This window comes from Planktosalinus lacus (assembly GCF_014640155.1).
Classification (GTDB): domain Bacteria; phylum Bacteroidota; class Bacteroidia; order Flavobacteriales; family Flavobacteriaceae; genus Planktosalinus; species Planktosalinus lacus.
In genome coordinates this window covers 32,510-51,328 of the sequence record NZ_BMGK01000007.1, presented here as the reverse complement: position 1 = coordinate 51,328, position 18,819 = coordinate 32,510, and the positions used below count along the sequence as shown (strand labels likewise).

Annotated in this window: 13 protein-coding genes and 2 tRNA genes; 4 read left to right on the top strand and 11 right to left on the bottom strand. The window is 39.9% G+C overall.

The window, feature by feature from the left end:
* Window positions 1–64 precede the first annotated feature (64 nt).
* Window positions 65–655, top strand: coding sequence for a pseudouridine synthase (locus IEV69_RS09345; RefSeq protein WP_188441786.1), 591 nt, complete (start codon window positions 65–67; stop codon window positions 653–655).
* A 20-nt stretch (window positions 656–675) separates the two neighbouring features.
* Here IEV69_RS09345 and IEV69_RS09340 read toward each other — a convergent pair whose 3' ends face one another.
* The 4 genes from IEV69_RS09340 to IEV69_RS09325 all read right to left on the bottom strand — a co-directional run bounded on the left by IEV69_RS09340 (window position 676) and on the right by IEV69_RS09325 (window position 2,554).
* Window positions 676–1,692, bottom strand: coding sequence for a DUF6920 family protein (locus IEV69_RS09340; protein ID WP_188441784.1), 1,017 nt, complete (start codon window positions 1,690–1,692; stop codon window positions 676–678).
* Window positions 1,693–1,862: 170 nt separating this feature from the next.
* On the bottom strand, window positions 1,863–2,084 hold the full coding sequence (locus IEV69_RS09335) for a hypothetical protein (RefSeq protein ID WP_188441782.1): 222 nt from the start codon (window positions 2,082–2,084) through the stop codon (window positions 1,863–1,865).
* Window positions 2,085–2,185: 101 nt separating this feature from the next.
* A tRNA-Arg gene (locus IEV69_RS09330) sits at window positions 2,186–2,257 on the bottom strand.
* 223 nt (window positions 2,258–2,480) lie between these two features.
* A tRNA-Asn gene (locus IEV69_RS09325) sits at window positions 2,481–2,554 on the bottom strand.
* A gap of 366 nt (window positions 2,555–2,920) precedes the next feature.
* On the opposite strand from IEV69_RS09325, the gene katG reads away from it, so the two are divergent.
* Window positions 2,921–5,101, top strand: coding sequence for a catalase/peroxidase HPI (katG, locus tag IEV69_RS09320; protein WP_188441780.1), 2,181 nt, complete (start codon window positions 2,921–2,923; stop codon window positions 5,099–5,101).
* A 56-nt stretch (window positions 5,102–5,157) separates the two neighbouring features.
* Here katG and dmpG read toward each other — a convergent pair whose 3' ends face one another.
* The 5 genes from dmpG to IEV69_RS09295 all read right to left on the bottom strand — a co-directional run bounded on the left by dmpG (window position 5,158) and on the right by IEV69_RS09295 (window position 12,625).
* Window positions 5,158–6,192 (bottom strand): 4-hydroxy-2-oxovalerate aldolase, encoded by a 1,035-nt coding sequence (gene dmpG / locus IEV69_RS09315; protein WP_188441778.1) that lies wholly within the window; start codon window positions 6,190–6,192, stop codon window positions 5,158–5,160.
* 17 nt (window positions 6,193–6,209) lie between these two features.
* Window positions 6,210–7,154, bottom strand: a complete 945-nt coding sequence (locus IEV69_RS09310) for an acetaldehyde dehydrogenase (acetylating) (protein WP_188441776.1) — start codon at window positions 7,152–7,154, stop codon at window positions 6,210–6,212.
* A 4-nt stretch (window positions 7,155–7,158) separates the two neighbouring features.
* Entirely contained in the window at window positions 7,159–7,938 is a 780-nt protein-coding gene (locus IEV69_RS09305; RefSeq protein WP_188441774.1) for a 2-keto-4-pentenoate hydratase, read from the bottom strand.
* A gap of 112 nt (window positions 7,939–8,050) precedes the next feature.
* Entirely contained in the window at window positions 8,051–11,278 is a 3,228-nt protein-coding gene (locus IEV69_RS09300) for a DUF8693 domain-containing protein (protein WP_188441772.1), read from the bottom strand.
* A gap of 393 nt (window positions 11,279–11,671) precedes the next feature.
* Window positions 11,672–12,625 (bottom strand): NAD-dependent epimerase/dehydratase family protein, encoded by a 954-nt coding sequence (locus IEV69_RS09295; RefSeq protein ID WP_188441770.1) that lies wholly within the window; start codon window positions 12,623–12,625, stop codon window positions 11,672–11,674.
* Between the two features lie 171 nt (window positions 12,626–12,796).
* Here IEV69_RS09295 and IEV69_RS09290 point away from each other — a divergent pair, with 171 nt between their 5' ends.
* Both IEV69_RS09290 and IEV69_RS09285 read left to right on the top strand, forming a co-directional pair.
* Complete coding sequence (locus tag IEV69_RS09290; protein WP_188441768.1) at window positions 12,797–13,345, top strand: hypothetical protein; 549 nt, start codon at window positions 12,797–12,799, stop codon at window positions 13,343–13,345.
* 102 nt (window positions 13,346–13,447) lie between these two features.
* Window positions 13,448–15,511, top strand: a complete 2,064-nt coding sequence (locus tag IEV69_RS09285) for a M13 family metallopeptidase (protein WP_188441766.1) — start codon at window positions 13,448–13,450, stop codon at window positions 15,509–15,511.
* A 51-nt stretch (window positions 15,512–15,562) separates the two neighbouring features.
* On the opposite strand, the gene IEV69_RS09280 is transcribed toward IEV69_RS09285, so the two are convergent.
* Complete coding sequence (locus IEV69_RS09280) at window positions 15,563–16,363, bottom strand: Rossmann-fold NAD(P)-binding domain-containing protein (RefSeq protein WP_188441764.1); 801 nt, start codon at window positions 16,361–16,363, stop codon at window positions 15,563–15,565.
* Window positions 16,350–18,722 (bottom strand): M20/M25/M40 family metallo-hydrolase, encoded by a 2,373-nt coding sequence (locus IEV69_RS09275; protein WP_188441761.1) that lies wholly within the window; start codon window positions 18,720–18,722, stop codon window positions 16,350–16,352. The genes IEV69_RS09280 and IEV69_RS09275 overlap by 14 nt, the downstream gene beginning before the upstream one ends.
* Window positions 18,723–18,819: the final 97 nt, after the last annotated feature.

Below are 18,819 nucleotides of genomic sequence, written 5' to 3'. Positions count from 1 at the left end.
GAAAACTTTTTCCCGGTAAGCAAAAAAGCCATTATTTTGCCTTGAACTACAATTGTATTTCTCCATGGCAAACAATCATCGTCATTTTAAAGTGTTTAAACCTTATGGGATGTTGAGCCAGTTTGTGTACAATCAAAACACCCGCAAAAACAAACGATTATTAACTGAGCTAGGTGCATTTCCTGAAGGCACTATGTCCATTGGCAGGCTTGATGAAGATTCTGAGGGTTTGTTGTTACTCACCACCTGCGGTAAAACCAGCGCGGCTGTGCGCAGCAAAGAGATTGAAAAGGAATATTATGTACAAGTGGATGGCCTCATCACGCCTGCTGCGATTGCTGCGCTACAACAAGGTGTTGAAATTTCCATTCAGGGAAGTAGCTATACCACCTTAGCTGCTCAGGTGTATATTCCTAAAAAAGTTCCTCAATTTCCTGAGCGCGCTAAAAAAGTGCGGGACGACCGTCACGGTCCTTCAAGCTGGGTGTCAATTACAATTACGGAAGGTAAGTTCAGGCAAGTGCGAAAAATGACTGCCGCTGTGGGGTTTCCAACCCTCAGACTGGTGCGGGTTCGCATAGGCAATGAGCGCCTGGAAGGATTGCCTTCTGAAGGCGTTCAGGAAGTTGAAAATTTTAATGTTGCTACACTTTAATTTTTTACAAAAACTTCTATCTAATACGTCTGTAATGGATTGTAATCCAGGTTGGTCACTGAGAATTGCAACCATTCAAAGTCGCCTTCGGGAAGTTTCCATACAACACTGCATTGCTGTGGCACCCTGATGCCTTCAAATTCAACATGGTCTAAAATATTGACTACCCAAAGGTGTTTTTCTGCTTGGGCGTTTCCGCCGAAATAGCGTTCCGCTTCAAACGAAATCAAATCACCTTTTTCAGAAAACCGAAAGATTCCCGACACTGTTGTTCCTTTTTGTGTGAATGTGGCTTTTGCCGAAAAGGCATCCCTTTCTTCCCAAACAATATAAGGCGAGGCTGCGGCCGATGGAAACCAGCAAATTTCTGCCAAAAAACGAATCATTGAACCGGAATTGATTTGTGGGGTGTGCTTTTCATTTACCACCGGAAAAAGAGATGCCAGCTTGATCATCATTTCTCCTTCACCTTCCTTGAAAGAATCACGTCCTTTGAGAAATAAGCCAAACCCCATTGATACTTCTGCTGTCCAGTAAAAAGCGGGTTGTTGAGCATTAAAATACTGTTCGGCTGTAAAAGGCATCCAGCCGGCTTCAGGCTTGGTTTTCATTTGGCCTGTTTGCTGCAGTCGCAACCCAAAGGCACGTTGATTTCCCACCACACCTGAACGCTTCATCCAATGTTGAACAACTACCGGCAGATGAGAAACATCTTCGGGAAGTAGGGTGTGATTTTGTGTCGCAGTGAGGGATTGGATAAACTGCTTTTTTTCAATATCCAATTTCTTTTCCTGCGACCGAATGCTAAAAGCTATCAGAATGCAAATCAGGATTATAATGTTGGCAAGAGTTCCCCATTTGGCATCCTGCCAATGAAGAAAAATGAGTATTTGAGAACTCACCAGAGCAACCGCTCCCAATACAATCCATATATCTTTTTTGAGAAAATAAGTGAGGGAGGTAATGATAAACAACAAAGCTGTCATCAACCAAAAAACAGCCATTATTTTAGACACAGAAAAAGATATAGACTCCATTTTAAGAATTTGAAACCCTTTGAGGAATCCGAGAAAGTGAATCAATCCGTGTATAACGAACAGTAGGGGGAGGAGCATTCTCATAGACTGACAATCAACTTGATTTTAGAGTAGCAAGTTACTTTGGCTCACAATATGAATCTATGATAAATATCAGCTTAAAAAAGAATTTACTTAGGATTTCGCGGATGGTCTTCATACCAGTCTTTAAAGGTTTTGTTTGAGGAACGTTTTCCTTGTAAGACTTTAAAAACTGCAATGAGTAACAACACCACAGCAGCAATCCAAAGCACCCACAGATATGAAAATACCGGATTCATTACAGAGAGTATTGCTACTGCCAGCACTGCCAGCGTAGCGATACCTAACCATATGTATTTTTGATTTTTCATACACTTAATATACAAAATTTACTGGGAAGAAACTGTTAAACACTTCTAAAGATTGCGTTAATAGCGAGGGATTGTTTTTTTGGTTTGTGGGAAGGAGATTGTGACCTCGGCAAGAATCGAACTTGCATCTAAAGTTTAGGAAACTTCTATTCTATCCATTGAACTACGAGGCCAATATTAAAATAGGTATCTAAATACCGGTTTTGTGTTACAACTAAGTTACCATTTAAAAAACAAAAAGGGATTGCATAAATGCAACCCCTTTGTTTTAATTAGCTCCTCCGCCAGAGGCGGACTCGAAACTTGCTCCTCCGCCAGAGGCGGACTCGAAACTTGCTCCTCCGCCAGAGGCGGACTCGAAACTTGCTCCTCCGCCAGAGGCGGACTCGAAACTTGCTCCCCCTCTAGGGCTCGAACCTAGGACCCTCTGATTAACAGTCAGATGCTCTAACCAACTGAGCTAAGGAGGAAGGTGTTTTCACCATTTTAAATGCTTAACTTTCGCTAAGCGGATGCAAATATATATTAAATTTTATCTGTTACAAAACTAAAGTAAAAAAATTGATAAGAATAATTATCAGCCCCCGAAAAGCCTATTGAAAACCCGATAATTTTTTGTAAATTTAAGTTCGCTCTTTTTCACTCAAAAAAAGTGTTTAAAACGACCTAATAAGCAAAGCTTATTCTCATATAAGAATTATAATTTAAAATTATACTTAACGCCCATTTTAAATTACTTATTTTGTTTTAAACGAATTAATAAACCAGAAATAACTTCAATATTGAATACAGTATTGAATTAATTAATAAAACCTAATTTAAAAAACAATTTCATTATGAACAACCCAGCAACAGGAAAGTGCCCTTTTCATCACGGTGCCAACACAGGAACCGACAGAAGTGTGATGCAATGGTGGCCCAAAGCACTCAATCTCGACATCCTTCATCAGCACGACACCAAAACCAATCCGATGGGGGAAGATTTCAACTATGCAGAAGAATTCAAAAAACTGGATTTGGAAGCGCTCAAAAAAGATTTAAAAGACTTTATGACCGACAGCCAGGACTGGTGGCCGGCTGACTGGGGGCATTACGGTGGTTTAATGATCAGAATGGCCTGGCACGCAGCAGGAACATACAGAGTAGCTGACGGACGTGGAGGAAGTAACACCGGAAACCAACGTTTTGCCCCTCTCAACAGTTGGCCGGATAATGGAAATCTTGACAAAGCCCGAAGACTACTTTGGCCCATCAAGAAAAAATACGGCAACAAAATTTCCTGGTCAGATTTATTCATTCTTGCCGGGAATATGGCTTATGAATCTATGGGCTTTAAAACCTTTGGCTTTGCAGGAGGACGCATAGATATCTGGCATCCCGAAAAAGACATTTACTGGGGTTCAGAAAAAGAATGGCTGGCTGAAACCAAAAACCGTTATGACAGTGACCAAGACCGTGAGTCTCTAGAAAACCCACTTGCAGCCGTGCAAATGGGATTGATTTATGTAAACCCCGAGGGTGTGGATGGCAAGCCCGATCCGCTCAGAACCGCTAAGGATGTTCGCACTACCTTTAAGCGTATGGCGATGAACGATGAAGAAACCGTTGCTTTAACTGCCGGTGGACATACCGTAGGGAAAGCACACGGAAATGGCGATGCCTCCACACTGGGAGAAGCTCCTGAAGGTGGAAATATCCAAGACCAGGGCTTTGGATGGATCAACCCCAAAGGAAATGGAAATGCCGGTGACACTGTGACCAGTGGCCTGGAAGGTGCCTGGACCACAAACCCAACACAATGGGATCCGGGGTATTTTGATTTATTATTTAAATATGACTGGGAACTGCAGAAGAGTCCTGCAGGTGCTTGGCAATGGGAGCCTGTTAACATTGCTGAAGAAGACAAACCGCTGGATGCTCATGATCCTACTAAACGCCAAAACCCGATTATGACCGATGCTGATATGGCGATGAAAATGGACCCCGAATATCGTAAAATATCAGAGCGTTTCCATAAAGACCAAGCTTATTTTGAAGAGGTATTCGCAAGAGCGTGGTTTAAATTAACACATCGTGATTTAGGGCCTAAAAGTCGTTATTTAGGACCTAATGTGCCTCAGGAAGATTTAATCTGGCAAGACCCGATTCCAAGTGTGGATTACACCTTAAGCGAAAGCGAAATCTCCGATTTAAAAGAAAAGTTACTTAACAGCGGATTGAGTAGTACCGAACTCATCAATACTGCCTGGGACAGTGCCCGAACCTTTAGGGGTTCCGATTTTAGAGGTGGTGCCAATGGTGCAAGAATACGGTTAGCGCCTCAAAAAGATTGGGTGGGCAACGAGCCGGATCGCTTACAGAAAGTACTGAATAAACTCACCGAAATTCAATCCGGTTTGAGTAAGAAAGTCAGCATTGCAGACCTGATTGTTTTAGGCGGAAGTGCTGCCGTTGAAAAAGCAGCCAAAGCTGCCGGTGTAAATGTAACGGTACCTTTCAGTCCCGGACGTGGTGATGCCACCGATGAAATGACCGATGCTGAATCATTTTCAGATCTGGAGCCCATCCACGACGGGTACAGAAACTGGTTGAAAAAAGACTATACAGTCGCCCCCGAAGAACTCATGCTCGACAGAACCCAGTTGATGGGGCTTACTGCTCCTGAAATGACTGTGCTTGTAGGTGGAATGCGTGCTTTAGGCACCAATCACGGAGGCACTAAACACGGGGTATTTACAGATCAACCAGGGGTATTGACGAATGATTTCTTTGTCAACCTTACTGATATGAATTACAAATGGATGCCTACCGGCGAAAACCTTTACAGTATTGTAAATAGAAAAACCGGCGAAACCAAATGGACTGCTACCCGAATTGATTTGGTGTTTGGTTCCAATTCTATTCTAAGAGCTTATGCTGAGTTGTATGCTCAAGACGACAACAAAGAAAAATTTGTTCGCGACTTTGTAAAAGCCTGGGTAAAAGTGATGGATGCCGACAGGTTTGATTTGGATTAAACAAATCCTCATATAAAAAGAAAAGGTGATCTCTCGGTCACCTTTTTTGCATTATGTTAATTTTTTTTGAGCATATCCAGAGCTACATCTACAATCATATCTTCTTGTCCGCCCACCATTTTTCTTCTTCCCAGCTCCTGAAGGATATCACCTGTTTTCAGTCCATATGTTATTGCTGCTTTTTCAGCGTGTAATAAAAAGCTGGAATACACACCCGCATAGCCCAGTGATAAGGTTTCCCTATCCACGCGCACCGGTCTTTTTTGAATGGGACGAACAATATCATCAGCCAAATCCATCAAAGGATACAATTTGCAATTGACCGGGACATTCATTCTGTCTAGCACAGCAATGAGCACTTCCAGCGGACAATTACCTGCTCCGGCACCCATTCCTGCCAATGAGGCATCAAGTCGTGTGGCTCCGTGCTCCATCGCAACAATAGTATTGGCGACACCCAGCGAAAGGTTATGATGGCAGTGAATTCCTATTTGTGTTTTGGGGTCTAATGTGTCTTTAAAAGCATTCATTCTATCTACGACATCCTGCATCAGCAAAGCTCCGGCAGAATCGGTTACATAGACACAATCGGCTCCATAGCTTTCCATTAATTTGGCTTGTTCGGCCAGTTTTTGAGGTGGATTCATATGAGCCATCATCAAAAATCCGGCAACGTCCATTCCTAATTCTTTCGCAGCAGCGATGTGTTGAGCCGCCACGTCAGCCTCGGTACAATGAGTAGCAATACGCACGGATTTTACACCCAGTTGTGCAGCCTTTTTTAAGTCTGAAATCGTCCCAATCCCGGGAAGCAATAATGTGGTCAAAACTGCATGTTCCAGGGTTTCGGCCAGCCCTTCCAGCCAGTCCCAGTCAGTATGTGCGCCGAAACCATAATTAAAGCTTCCTCCTGCCAATCCGTCGCCATGAGCCACTTCAATGGCATCTACTTTGGCTTGGTCCAATGCTTTTGCAATTTGAAATACCTGCTCTTTAGTGTACTGATGACCTATGGCATGCATGCCGTCTCTTAAGGTCACGTCTTGTATGTATATTCCCGCGGAGGCGGAAATCTCGTTGTTATTACTCATAATTACTCTTTATTTAATTAATCCCGGTCCCTGAGCGAAGCCGAAGGGGCCACCATCTTTTCACCCGCAGCCAAAGCTGCAGAAGTCATAATATCCAAATTCCCGGCATACTCGGGCAGGTAATGACCTGCGCCTACTACTTCCAGCATGATGGTAGTTTTGAGTCCGTGAACATTTCCAAGTCCTTCAATAAACACAGGATTGCTTTCGGGAATTTCTTCAAATTGTACTTCTTGTTTGAGTTTGTAACCGGGCACATAGTGCTGCACTTCGGTTTCCATTTGTTGGATGCTTTCGCGTATGCGTTCTTTATCTGTAATTTCACTCAGTGTAAAAACGGTATCCCGCATTACCAGTGGTGGTTCGGCGGGATTGAGGATAATAATCGCCTTTCCGCGTGTGGCACCGCCCACTTTGACGATGGCATCGGCAGTGGTTTCGGTAAACTCATCGATATTGGCTCGCGTGCCGGGTCCGGCGGATTTGCTGGCTATAGAGGCTACGATTTCGGCATAATGTACTTTGGCAACCCTGGAGACTGCAGCTACCATCGGGATGGTTGCCTGCCCTCCACAGGTGACCATATTGACGTTGTCTAATTCTTTAATGCCTTCAAAATTAACTGCAGGAACCAAAAACGGACCGATGGCTGCTGGGGTCAAGTCGACCATTTTCTTGTTTGGAAACGATTTGATTTTATCGTAATTAGAATAATGTGCTTTCGCGGATGTGGCATCAAAAATGACTGCTACTTCTTGAAATTCGGGCATTTCAATCAATCCATCAATACCTTTTGCCGTGGTTTTTATGCCCATTTGTTCAGCGCGTTTCAGTCCGTCAGATTTAGGGTCAATTCCAACAAGAACAGACACTTCCAGCAGTTTTGATGTCCTGATGATTTTTATGAGTAAATCGGTTCCTATGTTGCCGGAACCGATGATGGCTGCTTTGATTTTTTGCATACTATTATTTTGTAAAACTAATATTGATATCACCCAATCCCTCGATGGTGGCCTTAAAGTTGTCTTCTTCCTTTATTTCCACCATTGGACCCAAAGCCCCTGAGAGAATAATGTCACCGGCATTTAAAGGACTACCCAGACTACTCATCTTTTTTGCTAACCATTGAAGTGCTATAAGTGGAGACCCCAGACAAGCAGAACCACAACCTTCAGAAACCAAATGATTGTTTTTAAATAGTTGCATTTCACAACCAATGATATCGATGTCATTAAGTTGTTTTTTTACATCTCCTAAGATAAAGTGACTGGCAGAAGCATTATCGGCAATCGTATCAGTGATTTTAATATCCCAATGAGCGATGCGGCTGCCCACGATTTCGATGGCTCCAACAATATAGTCGATTGCTTCAACTAACTCTTTAACTGAAGGATGTGTCCTGTTGATTTTATTTTTAAGAACAAAAGCTATTTCTGCTTCTGCTTTTGGTTGCATCAATTGTTTTACAGAAATGCTTCCTCCATTGGGAATTTGCATATCGTCAAATAAGATACCATAATCGGGTTGGTTTACACCCAGTTGTTGCTGTACTTTTTCAGAGGTGAGGCCTATTTTTTTTCCGATTATTTTTGCTCCTAAATTTAATCGTTCTTGGGTAAGATAGTTTTGAACCTCATAGGCCAGCTCTTGGTTTGACTCTCCAATTAATTCTCTGATGGGAGTACAAGGGATTTTTGAATGTGCTGCCTGCTGTAACTGACGGGCAGCTTCTTTAATTAAACGCATACTTTTTTTTTCAGTATAAATATCGTAAAAACTTATGAAGTCAACCCAATAAAAAAACAAAAGCTGTTTGAATTTTTCAAACAGCTTTTGTTATTGTGTGAGGTTAATTGAGTTATTTGATATTAATTTTTTTAGAAACCGATCCTTGATCAGTTTGTACTTGTACTACATAGACTCCTGCAGCCAGCGATTGCAATGGCAATTCAATATGGCTTTCTCTACCATTATCAATATTCCAGTTTGTCACATTTTGACCCAGCATATTAAACATTGTTGCCTTTAGAATCGTTGTTTCTTCTGAAGGGTTTGCAATGATAACATAATTGTTTTGGTGATAAACTACAATGTTATCAAGTAATTGTTGTGTATTGAGATTGTTTTCAAGCGCAAAGTTTTTAAAACGCAGTGAAAAACGGGTATTGTATTCGCCCTGAGCCAAATTAACAATGTAATCGCTCTTTCTCAGGTTGTGATAAATTTGTTTTTCGTTATCATACAGATACACTGGGGTGTTTTCAGGGAGGTTTTCAATATGGCCTATAGAAAATGTGTATCTCCCCACATTATCTGCAATGACACCCAGTGGATATTTGTTTTCTTCATCAAAGTAGCCCACGCCCTGAATTACTAATTTTTCTTCCGGGTGCATAAAGTAAAATTGATTGGGGTCTGTCTCACGCAATCTGGCATCATACCCATAATCAATCTCTTCACTCGCCTTGGCTTGCATAAAACCAAGAGCAATCTGATGGGTGTAATCACCGGCCGAAATCAAGTTTAATTTAATTTTTGTTGGTCCATCAAAAGTTCCTGTTGAGGCGTTAGATCCATCAGGCATGCCAAGCATTTGCATACCCCCGGCTTCGTCCTCTTTTACGAAAGCACGTTGACTATTTCTAAAAACTATTTGTGAATTGTTAGAAATACCAGGTTTTGCTGACACAAAGAACCCTTGACCCACAGGAATGAATTGTTGAGGTAATCGATTACTCTCATTGCCATCTACATTTACTGCTTCTATTTGTTCTGTTTTATTTAATTTAGCATATCCGCCTTTGTATGCTGCCAATAAGTGACTGTTTGTTGTTTCAAAATGATCCCAGAACTCCAGGTACCCATCAATAACACTTTCATTATCATCTATAAACTTATCAGCATCCAAAGCTGATGCATAAGGGTTTCCTAAAAGTGATATCTGTCCATCTGAAATAGTGTTGGTTATATTACCCGTAAATGGTACACCAACAAATCTATAGTTTTGTGTATCACTTGGATCGTTGGTTCCACTTCCTTTCATGGTATACCCTAATCCGGCTTGAATTGGGTCATTTTGATAAATCTTTTGCCAATTGGCATACAAAGGGCTTGTGCTTTGAAATTTGTAAAGCCATCTGTTCGAAATTGTAATTGGTGTTGTGGGAGCACCATTAACACCTCCAGTCCATTGAATATTTTGAAAGTTTAAGATATCACTGCCGTCTTTCATAACATTGGCAATTTGATAATTTGTGGTTGTGGTTCCTACCGGTGAAGACCAATAGTTGTAATTATACATGTTTGCCTGCCCTCTTTGATCACGCCACAGTTTACCGGTGGTTGCTATAACCGTAGCACCATCAGGTTGTAGTAATTGTGACTTACCTTCCAACCTTAACACACCGTTTTGGAGATTGAGTTGGTTGTTGACATGTAAGCCCTGGTCGTTACCAACCAGTACTTTAAAATCGTTGGTGGTGTTAACCGTTAAGTTGTAAAAGCTAGGTTCTTCAGATAAATCAAGAATTGTTTGATCTGTGTCAGAACCTACAAATGCAACTGTACCATTTCCAGGTATAAGAGTTCCCCAATTATTAGTCCAATTGCCATTTACTTCTAGTATTGAGTTTATCATTTCTAGTGACTTACCATTCATAATGGTAATATCTCTAACCTCAGCTGTTCCATTCGGCGGTGCTAATGAAGAGCCTGAATCTATAATAGGGTTGTTACTGGCTGTAGTTGGGATAGTAGCATTTATATCCTCATTTGGAACAATTCCTTTGTCCCAGTTTGCACAATCAAACCAATCAATATTAACATTACCCGTCCAGTTTACCTGATTTGAGGTGTCATAAAGCATATCTGTATTAACTGAGCTTATGTTATTATCATAGTTTGAGTCATCTGAACCACTTGATGCAAAAGCAGTATTAATTACCTGAGGTGTAACATAACAATTTGGAACCACATCGATGTATATGTTTATTGGAGGGTCACCAGGCTCAAATTTATTTTGATTGTTTGTTGAATAGGTGACTTCAAGAACTCTTGTAATTTCATCAAATGAAATGGTAATATCTCTTGTGTCAGTTGGACTTTTGTAAATATTTACAATATCAAGATTTACCGGAATACTATCTGTCATTGTTGGTAAAATGGCTTCCTGAGTGGTGTTGGTATTATTTAATAAAGTAAGAGTATACTGCATTTGTTCTCCTATAATTGCGTTATTAGGTCCCGATTTGACAATTAATAAATCAGGTGCATCTGGGTTATTAGGTAGACTATTACCATTTCCGCAGTATGTCCAGGTATGAATCACTTCATAATCTGAAATATTTCCATCGCTTTGTGCTGTAGCAATTAACGCAGTGTAGTTGTTTTTATCGGGTTGTGTGCCTTGAATAGCGGCTATTCTCACTAAAAAACTAAATGTGGCCCCAGCACTTAATTGTGGTGTTGAGTTAATAGGTTCACCTTCTAAAGACAAAATGTCTGAAGCTAGGTTTTGCTCGGTAGGTGCAATATTTTCATCCAAACTTAGATCATATGCTTGCGGTAAGTTTCCTGTATTCCTGACTGTTGCCAACCTGTATGATACCGCCGGAGTTTGACATCTTACATAGCCGGTGTCTGTTAATCCTTCTATTGAAACATCATATTTTAACTCAATATCTATTATATTGGAAGACACATTGAATTGTCCACTACGTAACGCTAAAATTCTCATTTGGTATAAACCCGGCGTATATCCAGCAGCCATAAAAAAGTTATGTTCGTAGCTTCCTGAAGCTCCATCACCAACTGGTGGATTTGTTAAATTAATTAGATCGCTAACTGGCACAAAAGTTCCACCTATTGGCCTGATTTGATGTATGTATCGCATATTTCCTCCATGATAGGGCAAAAAATGCCTGTTCGTACCGTTCCCATTTGTTAGAGTGAAAGTAAGTTTGTTAGCTTGGTCAGGATCAAGTGCTAAAGTTGTAATAGTCTGCGCTCCTACAAACCCAAAAGTCAATAGGGCTATTAAAATCAACACATATTTGGTATACATTTTTTTAAGTAATGTTCTTTCCATAATCTTTTTCAAATAATATCAACTTTTAAGTGTCTGCAATTCAACACTCTATTTTGTGGGGAGAAAGGGTTCAATGTATGTTGTCTACATCGAAAAGGAAATTAAGAAATTCAAAATTTTGATTTCTAATTAGTTTTTAATTAGTCCCCCAAATCAAAACAGATTTCACTTCTTTAATTAATTACACATCAAAAATAGCTATTTGGAGGTGTTTTGTTCCTACAAACAGTAGGGTTTTCGATTAAACGGTTAAATCATTGGATGAACCGCAACAATCCAAGCTTTTTTATAAATTTTTTTGTAGGACATGGTTGAGAAGTAAAACTTAAAGTCACTTAATTAGTGAGCTTTAAAGCAATATGCTTCCGTAAGAAAAAAAACGCTATTAAAGAATTAGCGCGGGTATTTTGATTTGAGATTATTAATCATTTCATCAGTGATTGCATCCAGGTCATAGCTGTGTTGCCAGCCCCAGTCAGTTCGCGCATCCATGTCGTCTATACTTTGTGGCCAGCTGTCTGCAATCGCTTGGCGGAAGTCGGGTGCGTAGCTTATTGTAAACTTAGGAATCTGCTTTCTAATGCTGGCGGCAATTTCTTCGGGATTGAAACTGATGGCTGCCAAATTGTAAGAAGAGCGGTTTTTAATTTGTTCCGCCGGGGCACTCATAATATCAATTGTTGCTTTGATGGCGTCGGCCATATACATCATGGGTAAGGTAGTCTCGCCGTTTAAAAAGCAAATGTACTTCTTGTGTTTTAAGGCTTTGTGGTAGATGTCAATGGCATAATCTGTTGTGCCGCCACCGGGCAATGTTTGCCAGCTAATGATACCGGGATAGCGAATACTTCTCACATCCACACCATACCGCTTGTTGTAATATTCACACCAGCGTTCACCGGTTTGCTTGCTGATGCCATAGACAGTTGAAGGTTCCATCACCGTGCGCTGAGGCGTATCCTGTTTTGGAGTTGTGGGACCAAAAACAGCAATACTTGAAGGCCAGAATATTTTTTCAATCTTTTTTTCTTTAGCAAGATTCAGCACATTAAACAGCGAATTCATATTGAGGTTCCACCCTTTCATAGGGAATTTTTCAGCAGTAGCAGAAAGCATGGCAGCCATTAAATAAACCTCACTTATTTCGTAGCGAATGACAATGTTTTCAATGGCTTCATAGTTGGTAGCATCAATGATTTCAAATGGTCCGCTTTGCATCAATTCAGGCTCACCCTCTCTAATGTCACTGGCAATCACTTTATGGTTTCCGTATTTTTCGCGTAAAGCGTTTGTTAATTCTGTGCCTATTTGACCGCAGGCGCCAAGGATAAGTATTCTGGATTTCATGAATTTATTTTTTGTGGCGTAAAGATAAGAAATAAGCCTTGGAACCTCACTTTGTTTTAACAAATAACCAGTTAGATTGAACTAGGTTCTGTATCCTTTTTTGTAATTTTCGTTTAGTTTTAACACAGGTTTTTACCAAATAGTTTAATTTCGTCTTTCATTATGAGTCCTATGCGTTTTCTATCAGTAAGTTTAGTGTTTTTCTTTTTGTTGATTGCCTGCGATGCAGACAAAAAACAAAATAGCGAAGTCTCTTTTGAAAACAGTGACTCGATTAAAATTTCACTTCCAAAAACCGATGTTACATTTCCCAGACTCAGTCCTCACGCTCAGGATGTCATTACTTCATGGCAGTATTTTCAGGAATTTGAGAACGACTTAAGACGCATCAACAGTGGTAATGTGAGAAATTACCAAACAGAAACCGAGCGTATGGTATCTGTGAGCGACTCTCTCCTAAAAAACATTCCTGAACCTCTTAACACAAACGCTATTTCTTCCCGAATGCGCGTTGTAAATGTGCGGGTAAAACTTCTGGATGAAACGATGCATCAACCCAACGTCGAGACTAATATAATTTCTAAAAACCTAGAAGAAACAAATGTTGCTTTTAGCAATTTGATTACTCAAATCAATGAAAAGTTTGAAAAACAACGCATCGACGAATTGACCCGGTCAAGTCAAAATTCTGAACAAGAGGATAGTCTGAGTATCGAGTAGCCCTTTATGACTCTTGCTTTTTTTAGTTTTATTTTAACACTTAAAATGTAACAATAGTAATATCTTGACCAACTTATTGATATCAACTCCAAAAGTTAAATAATGAAAACCAAAACACTAAAACCCATGCTGGCTGTTGCAGCATTGGCAGTTGCAACCATTGGCTGTAAAACTGACAAAGCAGAACAACAAACAGAAGACACTCACCACGGTATTAACCTGGCTTATATGGACACCACCGTAAGCCCCACCGAAGATTTTTTTAGATATGTAAACGGAACCTGGCTGGATGAAAATCCCATCCCAGAAGATGAAACAAACTGGGGAAGCTTTGGTGCTTTACGTGAGAAAACAAACCAAGATGTATTGAACATTCTCAAAGAAGCCATGGACGACCCAACTATTGAAGCCGGATCTGACCAGGCCAAAGCGGTTTATTTGTTCAAATCTATTTTAGATACTGTAACCAGAAATGAAGCCGGTGTAGAACCAATTCTACCTTACATGGAAAAAATTGCTTCCATAGAAAATATGGAAGACCTGCAAAACTATTTAATGGAAATGCAGTCAAAAGGTAGTTCAGACTTTTTTGGCTTTTATGTTTCAGGAGCACCAAATGACAGCAATAAAAATGTACCCTATCTGGGTGCTTCCGGTTTAGGTCTTCCCGACAAAGATTACTACCTGAACGATGATGCCGATTCAAAAGATAAACGTGAAAAGTATGTGGCCCACATCACCCGTATGCTCCAATTTTTAGGTGACACTGAAGAAGAGGCGGCAGCTCAGGCTGAGCGTATTCTGGCATTTGAAACCAAACTTGCTGAGCACAGAATGGATCGTGCAGAGCGTCGTGATGCCCGTAAAAGAAACAACCCCCGTTCAGTTGAGCAACTTCAGGCGATGGTGCCACAAATTAACTGGACAAAATATTTTGAAGGTATTGGTGCAAAAGAAGTCGATACCATTATTATTACTGAGTTAAAATATACAGAATCACTGAATGAAATTTTTGCTAAAAACAATGTTGAGGACTGGAAAACTTTTTTAAGATGGTCTGGCCTCAACAGCGCTACCGGAATGCTTACCATGGAAATAGAAAAAGCCAATTGGGACTTTTATGCTAAAACAATGAGTGGAGCTGAAAAGCAAAAACCCCTTGATGAAAGAGCCTTATCAACTGTTAACGGTGTGTTGGGCGAAGCAGTGGGAAAATTATATGTGGAAAAAATGTTCCCGCCAGAAGCTAAAGAAACTGCTGAAGAAATGATTGAAAAGGTAGTTCAAGCTTATGATACCCGTATCAAAGCGTTACCATGGATGACAGAAGACACCAAGGAAAAAGCATTGGAAAAACTTCACAAAATCAATATTAAAATTGGTTATCCTGATGAATGGAAAGACTATTCTGAACTTGAAGTAAAAGAAGGAGCCACTTATTTTGATAACAGAATGGCTGCATCACAATGGAATTACAACCGAACTTTAGAAAAACTTGGGCAACCGGTTGACAAAACCGAATGGTTTATGCCGCCACAAATTGTGAATGCTTACTACAGTCCACCTTTCAATGAAATTGTATTTCCGGCTGCCATTTTACAACCACCTTTTTATGACTATAAAGCCGACCCTGCTGTGAACTTTGGAGGTATTGGAGCTGTAATTGGACATGAAATATCTCATGGTTTTGATGACAGTGGTGCTCGTTTTGACGCTGAAGGAAACCTTAACAACTGGTGGACTGAAGAAGACTTAACAGCTTTTGAGGAACTAGGAGAAGGTTTGGCTGACCAATACGGTGCTATTGAAGTATTACCGGGTCAAAACATTAATGGAAAACTTTCACTGGGAGAAAACATTGGTGACCTTGGTGGCACCAATGCTGCCCTTGATGGTTTGAGATTGTATTTAGCTGAAAATGGTGATCCCGGAAAAATTGATGGTTTCACTCAGGAGCAACGGTTTTTCTTATCCTGGGCCACAATCTGGAGAATTCAATACCGTGAGGAAGCTATGATGCGCCAATTAAAACTGGGGCCTCACTCTCCCGGAAACTACAGAGCCTGGGTGCCTATCAGAAACCTGGATGCATTTCATGAAGCCTTTGCAACCCAAGAAGGTGACGCTATGTATTTAGCTCCTGAAGACCGAATTAAAATTTGGTAATATATATTCAAATTTAAATCTAAAAGCTGCTTCGTATTGAAGCAGCTTTTTTTATATACTTCTCTGAAACTGATAATTTAAGCTATCTGTTACAGCCTTTGACATCACCTTTTTATATTCCTTATTATTTTCTTCTGAATACTCCGGAGGCTGTAAATTAAATTTTTTTGCTTTTTGAATATAATAGTCTTTTTTAAAAGGATGCTGCGGAAAGACACCATGAAAGACCTTTCCCCAGGCTTCTTTTTTGATAATTTCCTCAATAATACCAATGCAATCCTGTTGTTGAATTAAATTTACCGGAGCATTCCCTCCCTTAAGATTTTTTCTCCCTGCTAAATACTTTACAGGATGTCTATTGGGACCGATAAGTCCGCCAAAACGAATAATAGTGGTATTAAAGTGTGGGTTGTTTTGAAGTATTTGTTCAACTTTAAAAAGATCTTTACCAGATTGAGTATCCGGTTGTGGAATGGTCTCTTCATCAATTGTACCCTGTTGATCGGCAAAAACCGAAGTAGAACTCACAAATAACACTTTTTTTATATCTGACTTTTCAATATACGGAATGAGAAGTTCCATCTTGCTGCTGAATAATTCTTCAGGATTACTCCTCATTCCGGGAGGAATATCTATGATTAATAAATCACTTTCTTGAAGAAATAAAAGAATGTCTCCTGAAATTTCTTTTGATGAAAGCTCTACTAAAAACGGTGAAATAAAAGCATCTGCAAGGGTTTTCAGTTTCTCTTTTGAAGTAGTTGACCCGTTGAGTTTATATCCTTTTTGTCGCAGTGAAATTGCCAACGGTAGTCCCAGCCAGCCACAACCTAATAGACTAATCTGTTTCATCAGTATCAGAAATGTTTTTGGGTTGAATTATTAAGTTCATAGCATCAGGATCAATTGTCTTTTGAAGAATGATTGCATCATTGGTAATGAACGGCTTGGGTAGTTTATTTTTTGAGCGTTCAGGAATAGTAAATTGCTGATGTTCCAGTAAATCAAATGACATTTCCTGAATAATCAAAGGATATTTTGAGTCCGCATGAACACTATATTCTAACTCCAACGGATCGCCGTCTGAAACATAAAAGTTGAGCAATGTATTGGTAAATCTATTTTCGAAAGCATTGCCGGTGCTTTGGTGTTTGGGCACTGATTGCCCATTTACCACAAAGTTTTTGAAGACTGCTTCTTTGTCAGCAAATAGTGCAATTCTATTTACATTTCTTTGCGGGGTTATAAGTACTTTTACCGTTCTGATTTCGTTGTGAATTGTGTCTTGTAACAGTACGATTTCAGGTGCGGGGATTTCTTTTTCAGGACTTGCTACTGCGAATGAAAAACCGGTTCCGTATTTGCTTTCGGCCACATTTGAAATAAGGTCACCGGCATTTAGAGGTTCCTCTCCAAGGTAATTTTGAGTCCAGTCATCCAAGGTTTGGTCATAGGTTACCCAAAAAGATTGTTGACTATCAACATCCTGAAAATAAACCAGACTGTTGGGTTTTTGTCGTTCTTCGTTGAAATCTGAGGTAAAGTGTGCGCTTAGAAAACAGCCTATTGCCGTTAAAAAAAACAGGTATGAAAAGCCTTTTTTCTTTTTAAAAGAAGCCAAAATGGGTATTAACAGACCGAAAAGTAAAACTGTAAATACAGCACTTGCTACCAACATTCCCAAACCTAAACCAACAGGGAAAAACTGAATTAATGGCACAAAAATAAAAATGGCGGGCACACTCAAAATAAGCATCAACAATGGGCTTGGTTCCTTAAGTCGAATCATTAAAAACAGCATGAACAAACCAAAAATCACCGGGATGATAAAATATGCAGCCCCCTGAAGATAAATTGCCAGTAGCGTGCAAAGAATCAACCAAAAAAAGAGGGGTGCTATAAACAAATTAACAGGGCGTTCTTTGCGATTGAAACTTCCGTACAAACGGAAACAAATGGCGAGGGTTAACGCAACAAAAGTGGCAATGTAAAGATGTCCGTTATAAGTAAAACCGTGGAGAATTTCGGTGTAGCCCGGATAAACTTTTAGTATTAATTTCCAACCAAAATAAGCAATAAGTCCGCTCAACACCAATGTTGAAAAGAAGGGAATAAAACCTTTATAGATTTCTTTTCTTTGTAATTTTCCATTTGAAATGCCATAGAGAATCAAGCTAATAAACACAATAATTGAAAGTAATAGCATAGGGATAATCCAGGAAAACGGATAACTCACCATTTTTATAAAAGGCACATTAAAATAAACGGAATCATCCTCTTCTTTCAGGTTATTAAGGTCAATTGTGGTGAAGTGGCTTAAAATAGCCATGACATAGCTTCCCTGATGTTCCAACGTATTTCTATCAAGGTTTTCAAAGGTGTCAGCTGCCGTGTGATAGTGATAGTGATCATCGATAAATGCAAAGAAATAACTGTCAATATCTGCCAATTCTCTAAAGATTGTGGAATCTGTGTCATTCGGCAGCATTTTATAGACACTATACATTAAGGAGGAAGCAACAGGATGTGAAGGGTTCGCTTTGATAAACTCCCTGACGAGGGTTGCATTTCCCTGATTGGTTTCTAGGATCATATTGGAAGGACCGCCACTTCCTCGTGCCTCAAAATTTACAACAACACCAATATCACTAACCCAGGGATGTTCTTCAACAAAAAGTTTGGCTCCCATCAGACCTATTTCTTCAGCATCACTAAATAGAATAATAATATCATTCTGCGGAATCTGTCCAGATGCGAGGTAAGCTCTCACACCTTCAAGGATTGCAACGACCCCAGAACCGGCATCACTCGCTCCATAGCTTTTAGAATGGGGTGCACTGTCATAATGTGCCAACAACATCAGTGCTTTTCCTTTTTCCTTACCGGCTATGCGTGCAAGAATATTTTTTGGTTTAGCTAAAACATTCCATTTTTTATTTAATGTATATCCTTCCTGAATATGTGCTTCAAGGCCCAACAATTCCAATTGACTGACCAGGTATTCACGCACTTCCTGATGAGCCGGACTTCCAATATAGTGAGGCTTTTCTGAAATGACTTTTAAATGAGTCAGTGCTCTTTCAGTTGAAAACTCTGTTTCCGGAGTGTTTAAATCACTTATTTCAGAGGGCATTAATAACCTGAAACTTAAATATGCCAGCAAGGAAAGAATCAAAAAGGTATATAAGGTGGAGGAATTTGTTAGTTTCATAGGGGATGATTTTTAGCAGTTTAAAGATACATTTTTTATTAAACATAAAAATGGGCTATGTAAAATTGAAATATTTTGTGTATATTACTTAACTAAA